A 14,196-nucleotide genomic window follows, 5' to 3' on the forward strand; every position below is an offset into this window, starting at 1 on the left:
CTCCGAAAATATAAGTGAAGATGACACGCGAAAAGGTCGTAACGACAACCGTTACGACCAACGAAACATCTGAATATGCCAAGCTTCGTTCACACGGACGAGGAGAAAATGCGTGCGGGCCCATGCAGAAAACTGATGATCCGCGGCGGACAAGGACGAGTGTCCGTCGGGGTGGCTATGGTATACCGCCACCACCTGTACATTGCCATCGTCCAACGCCTCGGCCGCGCACAAGAGCGTAGAGGGTTCCACAAAGACGTGCTGCGGCCCAGATTGCGCCGGCAACGGCATGACAAACCACTGCAAATCCGTTTGCACGATAAACCCGACGCACTCATTCGGCCAGGCGAACGCTGCCTGCTGTTTCAACGCGACAGCAATCCCTTCGGGAAGGGGGGTACTGGTACATTTACTCCACAAAGTCGAACACCATATCGCCAATGCGAATGCTGTCGCCCTCCGTGGCACCACGTTTGCGCAGCGCGTCGTCGACGCCACGGTTTTTCAAAATGCGCTGGAACCGTTTGACCGCATCGAACTGCTGGAAATTCGTCATTTTGACCAACTTCTCCAATTCGTCGCTCTCCACGATAAACTCGTGGCCCTCGCGGCGAATCGTAAATGGTTCCGCCTTTTCCAGGCGGTACACTTTATGCGATTGCTCGTCCGTATCTTCTACGACCGGCTTCAAATCCTTCGGCATCTCGTCGAGCATCGACGCGAGTCGTCGAAGCAGTGCGTCGAGGCCTTGGTGCGTCGCACCAGAGATAGGGAACACCTCGAGCTCTGGATATGCTTTCCGAAAGCGCTCGAGCCCTTCAGCGGCGTCCGGCAAGTCCATCTTATTTGCCGCCACGACGCGCGGCCTATCCGCCAACGCCACGTCGTATGCCTCCAGCTCGTGTTCAATCACGCGAAAGTCCTCCACCGGATCCCGACCGTCCACAGCCGCCATATCAATGACGTGAACAATAATCCGGGTTCGCTCGACGTGGCGCAAAAACTCATGACCGAGCCCATGCCCTTCATGTGCGCCTTCAATCAATCCCGGCAAATCCGCAATCACAAAATCACGACCGTCCGCCGTCTCGACAACGCCCAGTTCCGGCGTAAGCGTGGTGAAATGATATGATCCCACCTTTGGGCGCGCCCGCGTCACTGCCGCCAAGAGCGTCGATTTGCCGACCGATGGGAAGCCCACCAATCCGACGTCCGCCAACACGCGCAACTCCAATTCCAGGTACCGCTCTTCCCCTGGCTCACCGCGTTCAGCCATATCCGGCGCCTTGTTGACTGCCGTCGCGAACCGCGTATTCCCGCGTCCGCCGCGGCCGCCGCGCGCGACGACGAGTCGAGCGCCATGCTCTGTCAAATCGCCCAAAAACGCACCGGTCTTCGCATCGCGCACCAGCGTCCCAGGCGGCACTTTGACAATCATATCCTGGGCATTGGCACCATGCCGATTTTTCGTGCCACCATTCTCCCCGCGTGGCGCCTTAAAGTGCTTTTGGTACCGAAAATCGATCAGGGTTCTGAGCCCTTCGTCCACGACGAAGATGATATCCGCCCCTTTGCCACCATCGCCACCCGCAGGACCGCCAAGTGGCACATACTTCTCGCGACGATAAGAGACAATGCCATTTCCGCCATCGCCAGCTTTTACGTAAATCGACGCGTGGTCTGTAAACATGCGCTCACCCCCTCATCTCCGTATGATTTCCATTGTCGACCACGGTAAATGCAATCTGTGGAAAGCTGCTTGCCAATGCTTCATCCAGTACAAATGGCGCTTCCACGTATCCTCGAATCTCGGCACCAAGTGGGTGAAGTTGCCCGTCGAGTTCTAGGCGAACGCCTTGTTCTGCGGCGTGATCGTTCAATTTGTGAAGCCAAGCACAAAAATGGTCTAATACCCCATCAGACAAGTCTCCGTCGACGTGCATCTGCCGCAATTGAAGGTGTGGACAGGTCGCAGCTTCCCACACGAGTTTCTTGCCAACGTCTCCAAGCGACTGCCAACGCGTCAGAGATTGCAGCCACGTAGCCGTTCTGTCCACCACAGCCAGCGCCCGCTCAGGCTTCCCCAGTTGCAGATAGCCGCGAATCAACTGCAGTTCATTGAGCACATCGTGACGGTGACGTCGGAAGGAAATCGCTTCATATGTACCGTGATCATGTTCCGGCACGTTCTTCAACCGCCTCTCAAAAAAGGCCTGGCATTTCTGCCAGGCCCTTCAACAGCATCCTGAAGTCAAGCGTTATTGCGTGACAGCAACGGCAGCCGGATATACGCTGACGCGTTTGCGATCACGACCGAGGCGCTCAAAGCGCACTTGACCTTCCACCTTTGCAAACAAGGTGTCGTCCTTGCCAATCCCAACGTTGATGCCTGGGTGAATCTTGGTACCGCGTTGACGGACCAAAATGCTTCCCGCGCTGACGACTTTACCGTCTGGTTCCTTTACGCCGAGGCGCTTGGAAATACTGTCACGACCGTTGCGGGTCGACGACACACCTTTTTTATGAGCAAACCGTTGCAGGTTTAACTTCAACATGTCTCATTCATCCTTTCAAAGTTTCGCGATATTCGTAGTCGTTATCCTGACGAACTCAGGATATTGTTCCGCGACCTGCTCTACGCCATAAAATAAACTGTTGATGAGCAATCGAACCGATTCATTCGGCTGCAACGGCAATCGACAAGTTAATGTCTCACCCTGATCAACCACGTTTAATGCCACACCGGCAAAGCGTTCGCAACTGTTAATCGCGTTATATACCAAAACCGATACCGCAGCACAGACAATGTCAGAACCCGAATCCGAGTAGCCGGCGTGCCCTTTCACGCGAAATCCAGCTACCGAATCGCGCTGCTGCAGAATTTCAAACGTAATCATCGGTTACGCTTGAATAGACTCAATCGTCAACTTGGTATAAGGTTGACGGTGACCTTGCTTCTTGTGGTAGTTCTTCTTCGCCTTGTACTTGAAGACGATGATCTTCTTGCCGCGGCCGTGTTCGAGAATTTTTGCGACGACCTTCGCGCCTTCAACCGTCGGCGTACCAACGCGAACTGAACCGTCGTTTTGGATCAAGTGAACCTTGTCCAACGTGATGGACGAACCGACTTCACCCTCGAGTTTCTCGACGTAAATCGTGTCGCCTTCACTAACCTTAAACTGCTTTCCACCTGTTTCAACAATAGCGTACATCATTTAAGCTCCTTCACTCAGACTCGCTGCCTAAGGTATGGACTCTATGTCCAATTTAAAAACCCAGGAAGCATGCGGTTGTAGTGCATACACACGCGCCATATTTTATCATATACCGGGCACCGGCGCAACTGATGCGTCGTGCGCCAGAAAATAGCCGCCGGCATTTGTTCATCAGGCATCCGTCAGGAGTGAACCGACCGGCTCCAACCAGCGGCCTTCAAACACCGCGTCGAGCAGCTCAATCTCTTCTAAAAGCGCTTGAACAAGCCCGTCGTTTCCCAAAATATAGACGATATGATACCTATCCGGCGAAAATTGAACGACGACATCGCGGATGGAGACGGTATTCGGCACCGCCAGCGTCGACATCTGCAACACGGTCTTTGGCTGGCGCCGCTTTGCGTCGAGAAAGCGCATGGTCTCGCTGCGCACGTCACGCTTCCCGCGCCACGCCGTTGCAAACAAAAATAGTCCGAGCAGCATCATGCCAAGGTGCGGATGTCCTGTGAACAAGGCCAACACGCCCGTCAACATTAACAGGATGGACAATCCAAACGCCACGTTGTACGCCTCCAGTGTGGCTCGCTCATAGCCAATCTGGCGTGATCGCGCTGCGCGCAAAATACGCCCGCCGTCCAGTGGTAGACCAGGTAACAAATTGAATATGCCAATCCAGCTGTTCATTTGCATACACAACTGATACGTTCCCTCGTTCATCCACCCGAACAGCGACAATGCCGTACAAGCGATACACAACAACAGATTTACCACCGGACCAGCAATCGCGACCATCGCTTCCTGCCTAGGGGAAAAGCCGAGGCGCGCATACGACACCTTCGCGACGCCTCCGAACGGAAGCAGGGATACTTCTTCTACCCGATACCCCAAATAGCGCGCAGTGATGGCATGTCCAAACTCGTGCAGCAACACAAATGTGAACAAGAGTAGCGCCGTTTTCAACATGCCAGCAAAAAACGCGCCGACCAACAGCGCCAGAAAGAGCGGGTGCACACGCACCCGCCCGACGCCTAAAGCCTGTCCGACGGTTGTTTCCAAACGAGCGACCACATTCATTGTGACGCACCGTCAAAATTGACAACCGCATGCGGGTTTTCGTAATTTCCGTCTTTGACGATGGAAAACTTTAATGCTGGATGACTCGGGGACGCTGGCAGTTTGCCAATCACCTCCGCCGCAGTCACATATTCGTGCGCCTTCACATTCACGCTGCCGAGTCCGTCGTAAATCGTCGTACCCAGTGCGCCGTTATCAATTCGCACAAGCTTGGTGTCGCCGACGTTGACCACGTTCAACACCGTACCCGAGCCCGCTGCCAACACAGGTGCCTTTGCCGTCCCCGCGATCGAGACCTCAGGATGCGTAGACGAGTAATCCTCAACAATGGTGCCTGAGACCGGATCGTGAAGTTTAACCGTCGTTGTCGATCCAAATTGAGGTGCACTGATGTGCATATCCGCAAACGCCTTATCAATCGAAGGCGCCACATCCGCAGTATAGTCTGTCTGCAGCACGGCTTGCGTCTGGCTCACAACCTCGGGCGGGACGGCGTCTGGGTGGTGATCGACGTAATAGACCACGCCGACCAATACCAGTGCACAGAACGTCTGCCAGACAATCGTACGGCTAAAATAAGACGGTTTATTTGGTTTCACCGGCGACGGTCGCGTCCGCGCACTGCTCATCGGCACGAACTGCTTGTGCGGCGTTCGGCTCTGTCCACCGCCACTAAACGCTCGCCGCCACGCGCCACTCTCCACCTGCCGCAAACCCGCGTCGTCTTCGGCAAAGCCATAGGGGGATAAATCCGACTGGCCTTCACTCACCCAACGCGTTGGCGCGGGGCGTGATTCATCGGAAGACGAATGTGTAGTTTCGGGCGCTGGCAACAAGTCCTGCTCCCGCCTCTCGGGTCGACTTCGTAAACTGCCTTGCCAAGGCCACTTTCGTTTGACATTTGGCACAGGCACTCCCCCCTCTCACTCTCACCACATGGTTATGAGCGACGAGGGACAAGTATGTATAAAAAAGCGGACCCGAGTAGAGTCCGCTTCCTCATATGCTTCTGTCGTCCGCTCAGCGGCCCGAAATCAACCGTTTGACGCGACCCCACAGACCGGATTTTTCCTCAAGAGACATCAGCGGCACCGAGTCGCCAAGAATTCGCCTTGCGATGTTGCGATACGCCAAACCGGCAGGCGTATCCGGGTTCATCGCGCTTGGCTCACCCAAATTTGAATTCTTGATAACCGACTCGTCATCCGGCACAATCCCCAGCAAATCGCACGCCAAAATCTGAACGATCTCGTCGATATCCAACATCTCACCGCGTTTTACCATTTGTGGTCGAATGCGGTTGATGATGAGCCGAGGCGACCCAACTTGTTCGCGTTCGAGCAACCCAATCACGCGGTCGGCGTCGCGCACAGCAGTATTCTCAGGGGTCGTCACGACAATCGCAAAATCCGCAGGTGCCACCGCGACCTTAAACCCCTCTTCAATGCCTGCCGGGCAATCGATCACAATATACTCATAATCCGCCTTGAGCTCCGCGACCAAGCGCTTCATGACGTCCGGCGTGAGCGCCCGCTTGTCCTTGGTCTGCGCAGCCGGCAATAACACCAGCTGCTCGAACCGTTTGTCGCGGATCAGCGCCTGCTGCAAGCGACAGTCCCCGTTCGCAACGTCGATAATGTCGTAGATAATCCGATTTTCCAGACCCATGACGACATCCAAGTTGCGCAACCCAATGTCCGCGTCGACAATACATACCTTTTTCCCCAACAAGGCGAGCGCCGTTGCGATATTCGCGGTCGACGTGGTTTTCCCTACCCCGCCCTTGCCTGAGGTCACTACAATGGCCGAACTCATGCACGACTCCCCTTCTGTGTGGTCTCTCTCTCGCGACTGCGCGCCTTTTCCCACTGCGCGAAATATCGCATGTGGGAGACAGCCAAATGTCCATTATCCAAATATGCAAACTCCATAAATGCCTGCATCGGCTGCTCGTGCAATGTCGGCGCGCGGCTGACCGTGTCACAGATGCGCAGTTGCATCGGCGAAAATTCTGTCGCCGCGATGATGCTGCTCGAATCCCCGGAGACGCCGGCATGTGCGATGCCCAACAGCCTCCCAAACACGTAAATATCACCCGTGGCGCGCACGTGCGCACTCGGATTGACATCTCCAATAATGACCACATCTCCATCAAACGACAGCGGCTCACCCGCACGCACAACCCCGTGATAAATCGTCTGTCGCCGAGTGGTCCGGTTGCGATAGAACAGTGACTGCCGCGCCTCTGTGCCGGAACCCCAAGTCCGCAAAACAAAATTTTCGCGTGCCAGAAACAGGGACAAAATACGATTGCAATCCGCAGGCGTGAGCTTTCGGCGACCATAATCGACGACGATTTCAACCATCGGACCATCGAACACCTTGCCAGACTCACCAGACAACAAATTGCTCACGTACGCGCATAAATCGTCCATATCGGACTGTTCATCTAGAAGAAAAAGAAGTCCGTCCCGCGTCCCTTTCACAGTGACGAGCGGCTTCGTCTCATACAACGCTTCACTGTTGACAATCACAAAATTCCCTCCAGGGTGGCACTTGCCCGAAAGGCTTTATTCGCGTTTGCAATCGTGTTTTCCTTCTCAAACAAAAAAACAACCCGCGAGCGGGTCGTTTTTTTGCACCTGGGACGATACTTCAAACGTCTCCATTCGAGACGTTGTATCGATTTCGTTTGTGATTGGTAAACAGCCGCGTAACCAGCGGATACAGCATCAACACCAAAAGCCCATTGACCATCATCGCGACAAGCGACTGCTGAAAGACGAAGATTGGCCTATCCGCCGTCACGTCAAACAACCGTGTCAAACCGTATGTAATCCACGTATAGACAAAAGTCATCATCAAGGTGTCAATGAACGTCACGGCCAGGTTACGATGCAGGAACTGCCCAAAGAGCGCGCCAGAGAAGTAGGCGACCAAACCATAGGAAAATGCATTTAACCCAATGAAAGAACCGTACGAAATGTCTTCGATGAGCCCAATCAACACAGCCATGACAACCGCAGTATTCGGACCGCGCATCAGCGCGATAAGCACGAGAATCACCAGGACAAAGCCCGGATGAATCGCGTTCATCGGCGGAATTTGAAACACCGTCGCCTCCAAAATTAAGCCGACCCACAACATCAGAAATGCGATGGTGAGTTTCATTGGCCCTGCCCCGCCTGATTCGTCGTGCGGACGACAAAGACATCTTGCAGATAATCCAAATCCGCCGCTGGCTGCACGACAGCTGTTTGTACCGTATTGTGCGGTCCATACTGCACCTTTGTGATTTTCCCGATGACAATGCCTCTTGGGAACACGTCACTCAAGCCCGACGTCACCACTTCCTGCCCAACCAATTGCTTGGCAGGCAGTTGCACGAGTGAACCCCAGAAAGTCATGTCCAATGCGCCCTGATTCCGTGTCGATCCGGTGACAACACCGAACGGCTGAACGGATGACGTGTCCGCGAACGCCGACACGCCGTCACCGACCTGCGTATCCGTGATCAGGTCGACCTTCGCGCTGTGCGACGCGACCTTTTCCACGCGGCCAACCAAGCTCCCGTCCGGCGCCACCACAGCCATGTCCGGCCGCACCCCCTGCGCGCTACCCGCATCAATGGTCAGCTGTGAATTCCATTCAGACGGCTCACGGCCAACCACGTGTGCGGGAACCCGCGGCAGGGACTTCCCTGCGCCCTGTGCGAAGTGAACCATCTGGCGAAGCCGATTATCCTCCGCTTCAGCGTCGTTCAACTGGGCTTTCAAGCTTTGATAATCCTGCATATCGTGTTTCAACTCGGCGTTTTCCACATACATCTGGCGCAAATCGTGCAAGCCGCCGAAAAACGCGGTCAGTTTGCTGACAGGCCGATATACCCATCCTGATACCGTGTTTTCGACATTCATCACAACCTGTTCCGGCCAACTGGCCGTGCGGCCTGTCCTCGAAATCGTCAATCCAGCGATGACGACCAGGACAATAATGCTACCCAAAAGCAAAAACAAGCGTCGACTCGTTAGGTAACGGGACACCCGTATCCCTCTTCCCCTTCTGGTACTTACCCTCTACCCTGCGCCTTCCGAAGCGCCACACTGCGCTTGCGATACACGTCGTAATTGTCCAACGCCTTGCCAGTTCCCACCGCGACACAATCGAGTGGGTCTTCAGCGACGACGACCGGCATCCCGGTTTCGGTACTCAACCGGCGATCCAAATTTCTGAGCAACGCGCCGCCGCCCGTCAGGACAATCCCGCGATCCATAATGTCCGCCGCAAGTTCCGGCGGCGACTTCTCGAGCGTCACTTTGACCGCTTCAATAATGGAACCCACAGTATCCGAGAGCGCCTCACAGATTTCCTCAGAGGATACCGTAAACGTGCGCGGCAACCCCGTCAGCAAGTCGCGACCGCGAATATCGAGTGAACGCGGTTCTTCCAACGGTGCAGCAGAACCAATCTGGATCTTCAGCTCCTCCGCCGTCCGCTCGCCAATCATCAGATTGTATGTCTTTTTGACATACTGAATGATGGCCTCGTCCATCTCGTCGCCCGCCACGCGAATCGATCTCGCCGTCACAATACCCCCGAGCGAAATAATCGCCACTTCTGTGGTACCGCCACCGATATCGACCACCATGGATCCGGTAGGCTCACCCACAGGCAACCCAGCCCCGATAGCAGCTGCCATCGGTTCTTCAATCACCTGTGCATCCTTGGCGCCCGCTTCCAGCGCCGCATCTTCTACCGCGCGTTTCTCGACTGCGGTAATTCCCGAAGGAACGCTAATCATGACGCGAGGTTTGCCAGACCAGTTCGACTTCGCCTTCATCGCTTGGCGAATAAAGTGACGAAGCATCGTCGAAGTCGTCTGAAAGTCGGCGATAACACCGTCCTTCATCGGTCGAACCGCCACGATATTGCCCGGTGTCCGGCCAATCATTTGCTTTGCGTCGGATCCGACAGCCTCAATCGCGTTCGTATCCGTCCGCAAGGCGACGACCGACGGCTCCCGGACGACAATGCCCTTTCCCTTTACATATACTAGAGTATTGGCCGTTCCCAAATCCACACCCATATCTCGAACCGCAAACATCTGTGATGGAATCCCCTCTCGACATCATTTGTCCATATAACCAGCCGCTCGCAAGCTGATAAAGCGCCCGTCTCCAATAATGAGATGGTCGAGCACATCGATACCTAGTACTCGGCCAGCTTGCATCAACCGTTCCGTGACCGCAATATCCTCGGGACTCGGCGTCGGGTCCCCACTTGGGTGGTTGTGCACACAGAGAATGGCAGACGCAACTCGCCGTACCGCACGCCGAAAAATCTCCCGTGGATGAACAATCGACGCATCCAGGCTTCCGATGGAACACGTCTCTTCCGCAACAAGCCTGTGCTTGGTATCTAAGAGCAGCGTTACAAAATGTTCCTTTTTAAGGTACCTCATCCTATCCATAACATACCTGGCTGCGTCATCTGCCGTACGAATTTGTAACCTCGTCTCGCTCGGCTTTTGCGCAATGCGTCGACCTAACTCGATGGCGGCCGCGATTTGAATCGCCTTCGCGCGCCCAATCCCCGGAACATTTAACAACTCTGCGACTTCCGTATCCACGAGCGCATACAATCCGCCAACGTTCTCCAGAAGCGCATGAGCAATATCAAACACCGTCTGGCGTCCATTTCCGGACTGCATAATACACGCAAGCAACTCGTCCGCCCGCAGTGCACCCGGACCTAAGCGCAATAATCGTTCACGAGGTTGTTCAGTGGGTATCGACGGCGTGAGCAATTGGTCCTTGTCCGCAATCAAGTGAATCCCTCCACAGGTAGTTTCCTACACTGTACGAAGGAACATCGGACACCACAAACCCTAAAGTGTCTATGTATATCGCATTGACTCAAAACGCAAAACTTTATTTGGAGCGTTTCGAGCGGCGTGCAAGAAGACAGCCACACACAAATCCGACAAGTGTGCCCCAGTTCACCGTCAAGGTCAACGATAGCGAGAACTGGATGACAGCTAAATTGACACTCGGATGCCAAGATACGTGCGTATGAGGTTCCAACGCTGGCAGTCGACTGGCAAGCAGGATGTCGGCTAACGTACCGACAACACTCGCAGCAATCACCAGGCCTACTTTGTGCCAACCGCCACTGCGCATAATCTCACCCCAAACAGTCTAAATCGCGCATGACGGACATGTTTCGACACAATATCAGAAATTCCTGCCGAACGTTGTCGATTCCATTATAATCGAAGTGCCCGCTCAATTGATCCCCTGTAAATTTTTCAATTCGATGAGCGATTTTATCAAATATTTCATGGAATTTGTTTGATTGCGCTGTAAGAACGCTTGATTCGCCGATTTCAATGAGGCCTGCAGCGCCGTCAGTTGACTGCCAATCCCCGTCTCTGCAACGGCGGCATCGCCCGGATAGCTCTTGATGGCCAAGGCCAGCGCAGTTTGTGCATCGACGACGCGGCCGTGATCGGACAACCACGTATCTAACGCCAACAAACCGCTCGAGGTCTGCGCTAACCACCGCTGCGTCGCCGTGATCGTCGATCCGTCCGCATTGCCTAGCACCTGAATCTGGCGGGCCGTCTCAACCACAGACGCGACGTTTGCGTTCAAGTGGGACTTGCGCAACTGAGCGGCAAGCGCGTTCGCATCCGCTTCGACGACGGCGCCAGACGCAACCACAGAGTAGCCATTCATCGGAACCACAGTCGCTGACACGCCCTGTTTCCCCGCGCTGGCAGCGGCGGCATTCGCCTTCGCCTCCGTAGAATATGTACCTAAACTCACAAAATAGACGTGATTTCCTGGCAAGTTCAAGGCGCGCGTCGGCGTCGTCATGGCCGCCACGTGCGTCGACTGTGGTTTTGTCGTCTTTGTATTTCCAAGGTCCGTCGCAGATGCAGGAGACATCTGATGAAACAAAAACATCGCGATGCACCCGAATACCATGCCGACCGATAAACCACCTTGTAAAGCAGTCAAACTGCGGTTTCCTTTTCGAGGGAACAATGTATACACCACAGACGCAGCCAATTTGGCCACCCACATCATGAGCGCCTTCCATGGAGCATTTGCAAACCGCGGGGCTTTTCCAAACTGTCGTGATGGAACCTGCAAGCGGCGGCCGTTTGTCGAGGCCACCGTTTTGCGCACCGCCTCGCGCACCGCTTCACTCGACATATACACCTTACGGCTGTCCTCTGGCGTCGCTGCAGGAGGCGTTTCTTCTACAGTAAAATGATTTTCTTTGTCGCCGCCAGGATGAATCTCCCACGCCTTATCGCCTAGACGAACAAGAATGGACGATGAGTGCGTCGTATACTTGTGCGCTCCACTCTCAGCCATCATCGTTTCCTCCCGAGTCTCAGATACTATGACTCTATGAGAGGAAACTAGCGACTATGCCGTTATGTCCAACCAAGGTTTTGCAGATTCCATAGAAATGACGCCCGATTGCATCCGCTCTCGAGCCGCCATCGCGAACGTCTGCATCCCAATTTGTCGGGATGTTTGCATGACTGAGCGCAATTGGTGAGTCTTCTGGGTGCGAATTAAATTGGCGACAGCAGGGGTATTAATCAGCAGTTCCGCCAGGGCGACACGACCACCGCCTGTTTGCGGCAGAAGGCGCTGCGACAAAACCCCTAATAGGACAGACGAGAGTTGCGAACGCACTTGCGCCTGCTGCTCGACGGGAAACATATCAATCAGTCTATCAATGGTCTGTACCGCGTCTCCCGTATGCAGCGTCGAGAGAACCAGATGGCCTGTTTCCGACGCCGTGACCGCCGTCCTGACCGTCTCCAAGTCGCGCAGTTCGCCGACGAGGATAACGTCGGGATCTTGCCGCAGTGCAGCGCGCAGCGCAGGCGCAAACCCTGCTGTATCCCGGCCGATTTGCCGTTGGTGAATGACGGATTGCACGTGTTCGTGGACGTACTCAATGGGATCTTCCAACGTGATGATATGCTTGGCACTTGTCACGTTAATTTCGTGAATCAGCGAAGCGAGTGTAGTCGTCTTGCCGCTGCCTGTCGGACCCGTAACGAGAATTAAGCCGTGCGGTTGACTGATGAGGCGCGTGATATCCGGTGGCAGGCGAAGTTCGGTCAAGGACGGAATCAACTTGGGGATGGGCCGAATCGCCACCGCCAAAAGGCCCTGTTGCTGAAATGCGTTGACGCGATAACGACAACCTTCGCCGTCGCTATACGACAAATCGACTTCACCTTCGCGACGCAGCCGCTCAAATTCCTCAGCGCTCAGTAGCTCGCGAATCCATGACTCAATCTGTTCGTTTGTAATTGTCGCGCCCTCCTTCATCAATTGACCGTCAACCCGAAATGTCGGTGAATGACCGGCCCCCAGATGAACATCGCTCGCGCGCAGTTCAGCGGCCCGAGACAACACTTGGTCGATACGCATACAGGCACCTCTTCGACACGATTCATATTCTTGCAACATGATTCGCTACGAGCGTTGCGATGTCCTGCGTCTGACCATCAACAGATTGCACGAAGTTTCATCGTGAAAGACCCTGTATTGTGAAAAACCCTGTCTCGAGCGCACGAGCGCACGAAAAGAACGCGTGAAACCGAAGTTTCACGCGTGGACCCCTTGACCCTATCACCCTTCATAAGCCCCCTCATCGATGAGGGATGCTATCAATTGAGGATGTAAATTGTAATCGTGCGTTCTCCCCAACTTTCAGCAGCCGACTCAGACGACATACAAATGTCGATATGATTGCCGACAATGGCTCCGCCTGTATCCGCAGCCACCAATTCACCGACACCTGGTACATACACGCGCGTGCCGAGCGGAATGACACGCGGATCTACCGCGATGACACCCGGCTGCGCGGGCCGTCCAGACGCCGTCGTACCGCCTGCCGCATACGCGGTGGCAAGGACAGTCAGCGACGACCTGTAGAGACTACTGGTCGGAGCACTGCTGCGGCTCGCAAGCGTATAGTGGTGAACGGCTGGCGCGGTGCCAACTTCCACTACGCTGTCCACTGGGTTTCGAACGATATGTTTTTTTACGCTCTCAGAAATCTTGTGACCATCCCGGTAAACGCGCGTCGTCTCAATCTGCATCAACCCTGTCACACCGTGCGTCACCACGCGTTCATCTCCAGAAGTCAACTCAGATGTTCGGCGACGTATGGTCTGATACGGTATTTCCTGCGTCCTAGTGGATACCTTGCGAGAAGTGCGATGAATGGAGATAGTCTCTCCACCCGACAACGATGAATCTACCGGGACACTGAGATGGTCGGACTTCGTAAGGGTTATTCCCTGGTCTTGCAAGAGTTTCTGCACTGTCTTGTCAAACGTCGATACACTAACCAACTGACCTTGGTCGTTTATAGTGATAGTCTTCGGATGTTCGATTACGACCGTCATGTTGTTTTGCACAGGACTATCAAGCGCCGGGCTGACGCGCTCTCTTTGATCTACGTGGATACCGTACTTGCCGAGAAATTGTCCTACCGTGCCTGTGCAAAATCCACGTACCGTCTTGCGTTGCCCGCTGTCTTGGACCGTTACCGTCTTAAACGCAGCACCATACGTGGTCGCTGCGCCGCCCAGCAGCGTAAGTGCTGCCGCAGCAGTGGCGTAAACGGTTTTCGACTTTGGTAGACGCACTCCATCACCTCTTCCTAACTATTCACGAAAGAAAGAAGGCTGATAGGGGGCTCCGGGTTGCGGTTAGTATAACGATCCCCCTCTACAAATGCAAGACAACTTCTGTCAGCCAAACCTTCCTTCTAGACTTGGGGATAGTGTATATCAGACGGTATGACAATTGGTGCTGAAACATGTCGGCGGCTGCCCCGCAATCCCTATCGAAATTCCGACAGG

Annotated in this window: 18 protein-coding genes and 1 other annotated feature; all 18 genes read right to left on the bottom strand. The window is 54.6% G+C overall.

The genetic code is table 11. The features are described 5' to 3' along the window. Window positions 1-51: 51 nt before the first annotated feature. A complete protein-coding gene (locus K1I37_RS12415) occupies window positions 52-369 on the bottom strand; it encodes a M67 family metallopeptidase (RefSeq protein ID WP_161624335.1) in 318 nt (105 codons plus the stop codon). A gap of 40 nt (window positions 370-409) precedes the next feature. Further along, complete coding sequence (gene obgE, locus K1I37_RS12420; RefSeq protein ID WP_021295700.1) at window positions 410-1,690, bottom strand: GTPase ObgE; 1,281 nt, start codon at window positions 1,688-1,690, stop codon at window positions 410-412. A 4-nt stretch (window positions 1,691-1,694) separates the two neighbouring features. Beyond that, complete coding sequence (locus K1I37_RS12425) at window positions 1,695-2,186, bottom strand: Spo0B domain-containing protein (RefSeq protein WP_021295701.1); 492 nt, start codon at window positions 2,184-2,186, stop codon at window positions 1,695-1,697. Window positions 2,187-2,258: 72 nt separating this feature from the next. Next, window positions 2,259-2,555, bottom strand: coding sequence for a 50S ribosomal protein L27 (gene rpmA, locus K1I37_RS12430; protein WP_021295702.1), 297 nt, complete (start codon window positions 2,553-2,555; stop codon window positions 2,259-2,261). A gap of 15 nt (window positions 2,556-2,570) precedes the next feature. Continuing rightward, on the bottom strand, window positions 2,571-2,897 hold the full coding sequence (locus K1I37_RS12435; protein ID WP_021295703.1) for a ribosomal-processing cysteine protease Prp: 327 nt from the start codon (window positions 2,895-2,897) through the stop codon (window positions 2,571-2,573). A gap of 3 nt (window positions 2,898-2,900) precedes the next feature. Continuing rightward, on the bottom strand, window positions 2,901-3,212 hold the full coding sequence (gene rplU / locus K1I37_RS12440) for a 50S ribosomal protein L21 (protein ID WP_021295704.1): 312 nt from the start codon (window positions 3,210-3,212) through the stop codon (window positions 2,901-2,903). Window positions 3,213-3,221: 9 nt separating this feature from the next. Beyond that, window positions 3,222-3,302 (bottom strand) — a sequence feature (ribosomal protein L21 leader region). An 84-nt stretch (window positions 3,303-3,386) separates the two neighbouring features. Further along, window positions 3,387-4,271 (bottom strand): M50 family metallopeptidase, encoded by an 885-nt coding sequence (locus K1I37_RS12445; protein ID WP_236613834.1) that lies wholly within the window; start codon window positions 4,269-4,271, stop codon window positions 3,387-3,389. A gap of 14 nt (window positions 4,272-4,285) precedes the next feature. Then, complete coding sequence (locus K1I37_RS12450; protein WP_021295706.1) at window positions 4,286-5,197, bottom strand: M23 family metallopeptidase; 912 nt, start codon at window positions 5,195-5,197, stop codon at window positions 4,286-4,288. Window positions 5,198-5,309: 112 nt separating this feature from the next. Next, window positions 5,310-6,104 (bottom strand): septum site-determining protein MinD, encoded by a 795-nt coding sequence (minD, locus tag K1I37_RS12455; RefSeq protein WP_021295707.1) that lies wholly within the window; start codon window positions 6,102-6,104, stop codon window positions 5,310-5,312. Further along, window positions 6,101-6,823 (bottom strand): septum site-determining protein MinC, encoded by a 723-nt coding sequence (locus K1I37_RS12460; RefSeq protein ID WP_021295708.1) that lies wholly within the window; start codon window positions 6,821-6,823, stop codon window positions 6,101-6,103. The genes minD and K1I37_RS12460 overlap by 4 nt, the downstream gene beginning before the upstream one ends. A gap of 121 nt (window positions 6,824-6,944) precedes the next feature. After that, window positions 6,945-7,460, bottom strand: coding sequence for a rod shape-determining protein MreD (gene mreD / locus K1I37_RS12465; RefSeq protein WP_021295710.1), 516 nt, complete (start codon window positions 7,458-7,460; stop codon window positions 6,945-6,947). Then, on the bottom strand, window positions 7,457-8,332 hold the full coding sequence (gene mreC / locus K1I37_RS12470; protein WP_021295711.1) for a rod shape-determining protein MreC: 876 nt from the start codon (window positions 8,330-8,332) through the stop codon (window positions 7,457-7,459). Before mreC ends, mreD begins: the two co-directional genes overlap by 4 nt. 26 nt (window positions 8,333-8,358) lie before the next feature. Continuing rightward, window positions 8,359-9,393: a rod shape-determining protein gene (locus K1I37_RS12475; protein ID WP_021295712.1), complete on the bottom strand. Its 1,035-nt coding sequence runs from the start codon at window positions 9,391-9,393 to the stop codon at window positions 8,359-8,361. A gap of 24 nt (window positions 9,394-9,417) precedes the next feature. Beyond that, window positions 9,418-10,113: a RadC family protein gene (gene radC / locus K1I37_RS12480; RefSeq protein ID WP_051189394.1), complete on the bottom strand. Its 696-nt coding sequence runs from the start codon at window positions 10,111-10,113 to the stop codon at window positions 9,418-9,420. A 106-nt stretch (window positions 10,114-10,219) separates the two neighbouring features. Beyond that, complete coding sequence (locus tag K1I37_RS12485; protein ID WP_021295714.1) at window positions 10,220-10,468, bottom strand: hypothetical protein; 249 nt, start codon at window positions 10,466-10,468, stop codon at window positions 10,220-10,222. A gap of 105 nt (window positions 10,469-10,573) precedes the next feature. Beyond that, on the bottom strand, window positions 10,574-11,674 hold the full coding sequence (locus K1I37_RS12490; protein ID WP_021295715.1) for a hypothetical protein: 1,101 nt from the start codon (window positions 11,672-11,674) through the stop codon (window positions 10,574-10,576). Between the two features lie 54 nt (window positions 11,675-11,728). Continuing rightward, window positions 11,729-12,754, bottom strand: a complete 1,026-nt coding sequence (locus tag K1I37_RS12495; protein WP_021295716.1) for a type IV pilus twitching motility protein PilT — start codon at window positions 12,752-12,754, stop codon at window positions 11,729-11,731. Window positions 12,755-12,993: 239 nt separating this feature from the next. Then, window positions 12,994-13,980, bottom strand: coding sequence for a resuscitation-promoting factor (locus K1I37_RS12500; RefSeq protein WP_021295717.1), 987 nt, complete (start codon window positions 13,978-13,980; stop codon window positions 12,994-12,996). Between the last annotated feature and the right edge of the window lie 216 nt (window positions 13,981-14,196).

The organism is Alicyclobacillus acidoterrestris (assembly GCF_022674245.1).
In the GTDB taxonomy this organism is placed as follows: Bacteria; Bacillota; Bacilli; order Alicyclobacillales; family Alicyclobacillaceae; genus Alicyclobacillus; species Alicyclobacillus acidoterrestris.

Coding starts and splice junctions, on each gene's coding strand:
- obgE (WP_021295700.1), bottom strand. CDS start 1,690: ATGTTTACAGACCACGCGTCGATTTACGTAAAAGCTGGCGATGGCGGA.
- rpmA (WP_021295702.1), bottom strand. CDS start 2,555: ATGTTGAAGTTAAACCTGCAACGGTTTGCTCATAAAAAAGGTGTGTCG.
- K1I37_RS12435 (WP_021295703.1), bottom strand. CDS start 2,897: ATGATTACGTTTGAAATTCTGCAGCAGCGCGATTCGGTAGCTGGATTT.
- rplU (WP_021295704.1), bottom strand. CDS start 3,212: ATGTACGCTATTGTTGAAACAGGTGGAAAGCAGTTTAAGGTTAGTGAA.
- minD (WP_021295707.1), bottom strand. CDS start 6,104: ATGAGTTCGGCCATTGTAGTGACCTCAGGCAAGGGCGGGGTAGGGAAA.
- mreD (WP_021295710.1), bottom strand. CDS start 7,460: ATGAAACTCACCATCGCATTTCTGATGTTGTGGGTCGGCTTAATTTTG.
- K1I37_RS12475 (WP_021295712.1), bottom strand. CDS start 9,393: ATGTTTGCGGTTCGAGATATGGGTGTGGATTTGGGAACGGCCAATACT.
- K1I37_RS12485 (WP_021295714.1), bottom strand. CDS start 10,468: ATGCGCAGTGGCGGTTGGCACAAAGTAGGCCTGGTGATTGCTGCGAGT.
- K1I37_RS12490 (WP_021295715.1), bottom strand. CDS start 11,674: ATGGCTGAGAGTGGAGCGCACAAGTATACGACGCACTCATCGTCCATT.
- K1I37_RS12495 (WP_021295716.1), bottom strand. CDS start 12,754: ATGCGTATCGACCAAGTGTTGTCTCGGGCCGCTGAACTGCGCGCGAGC.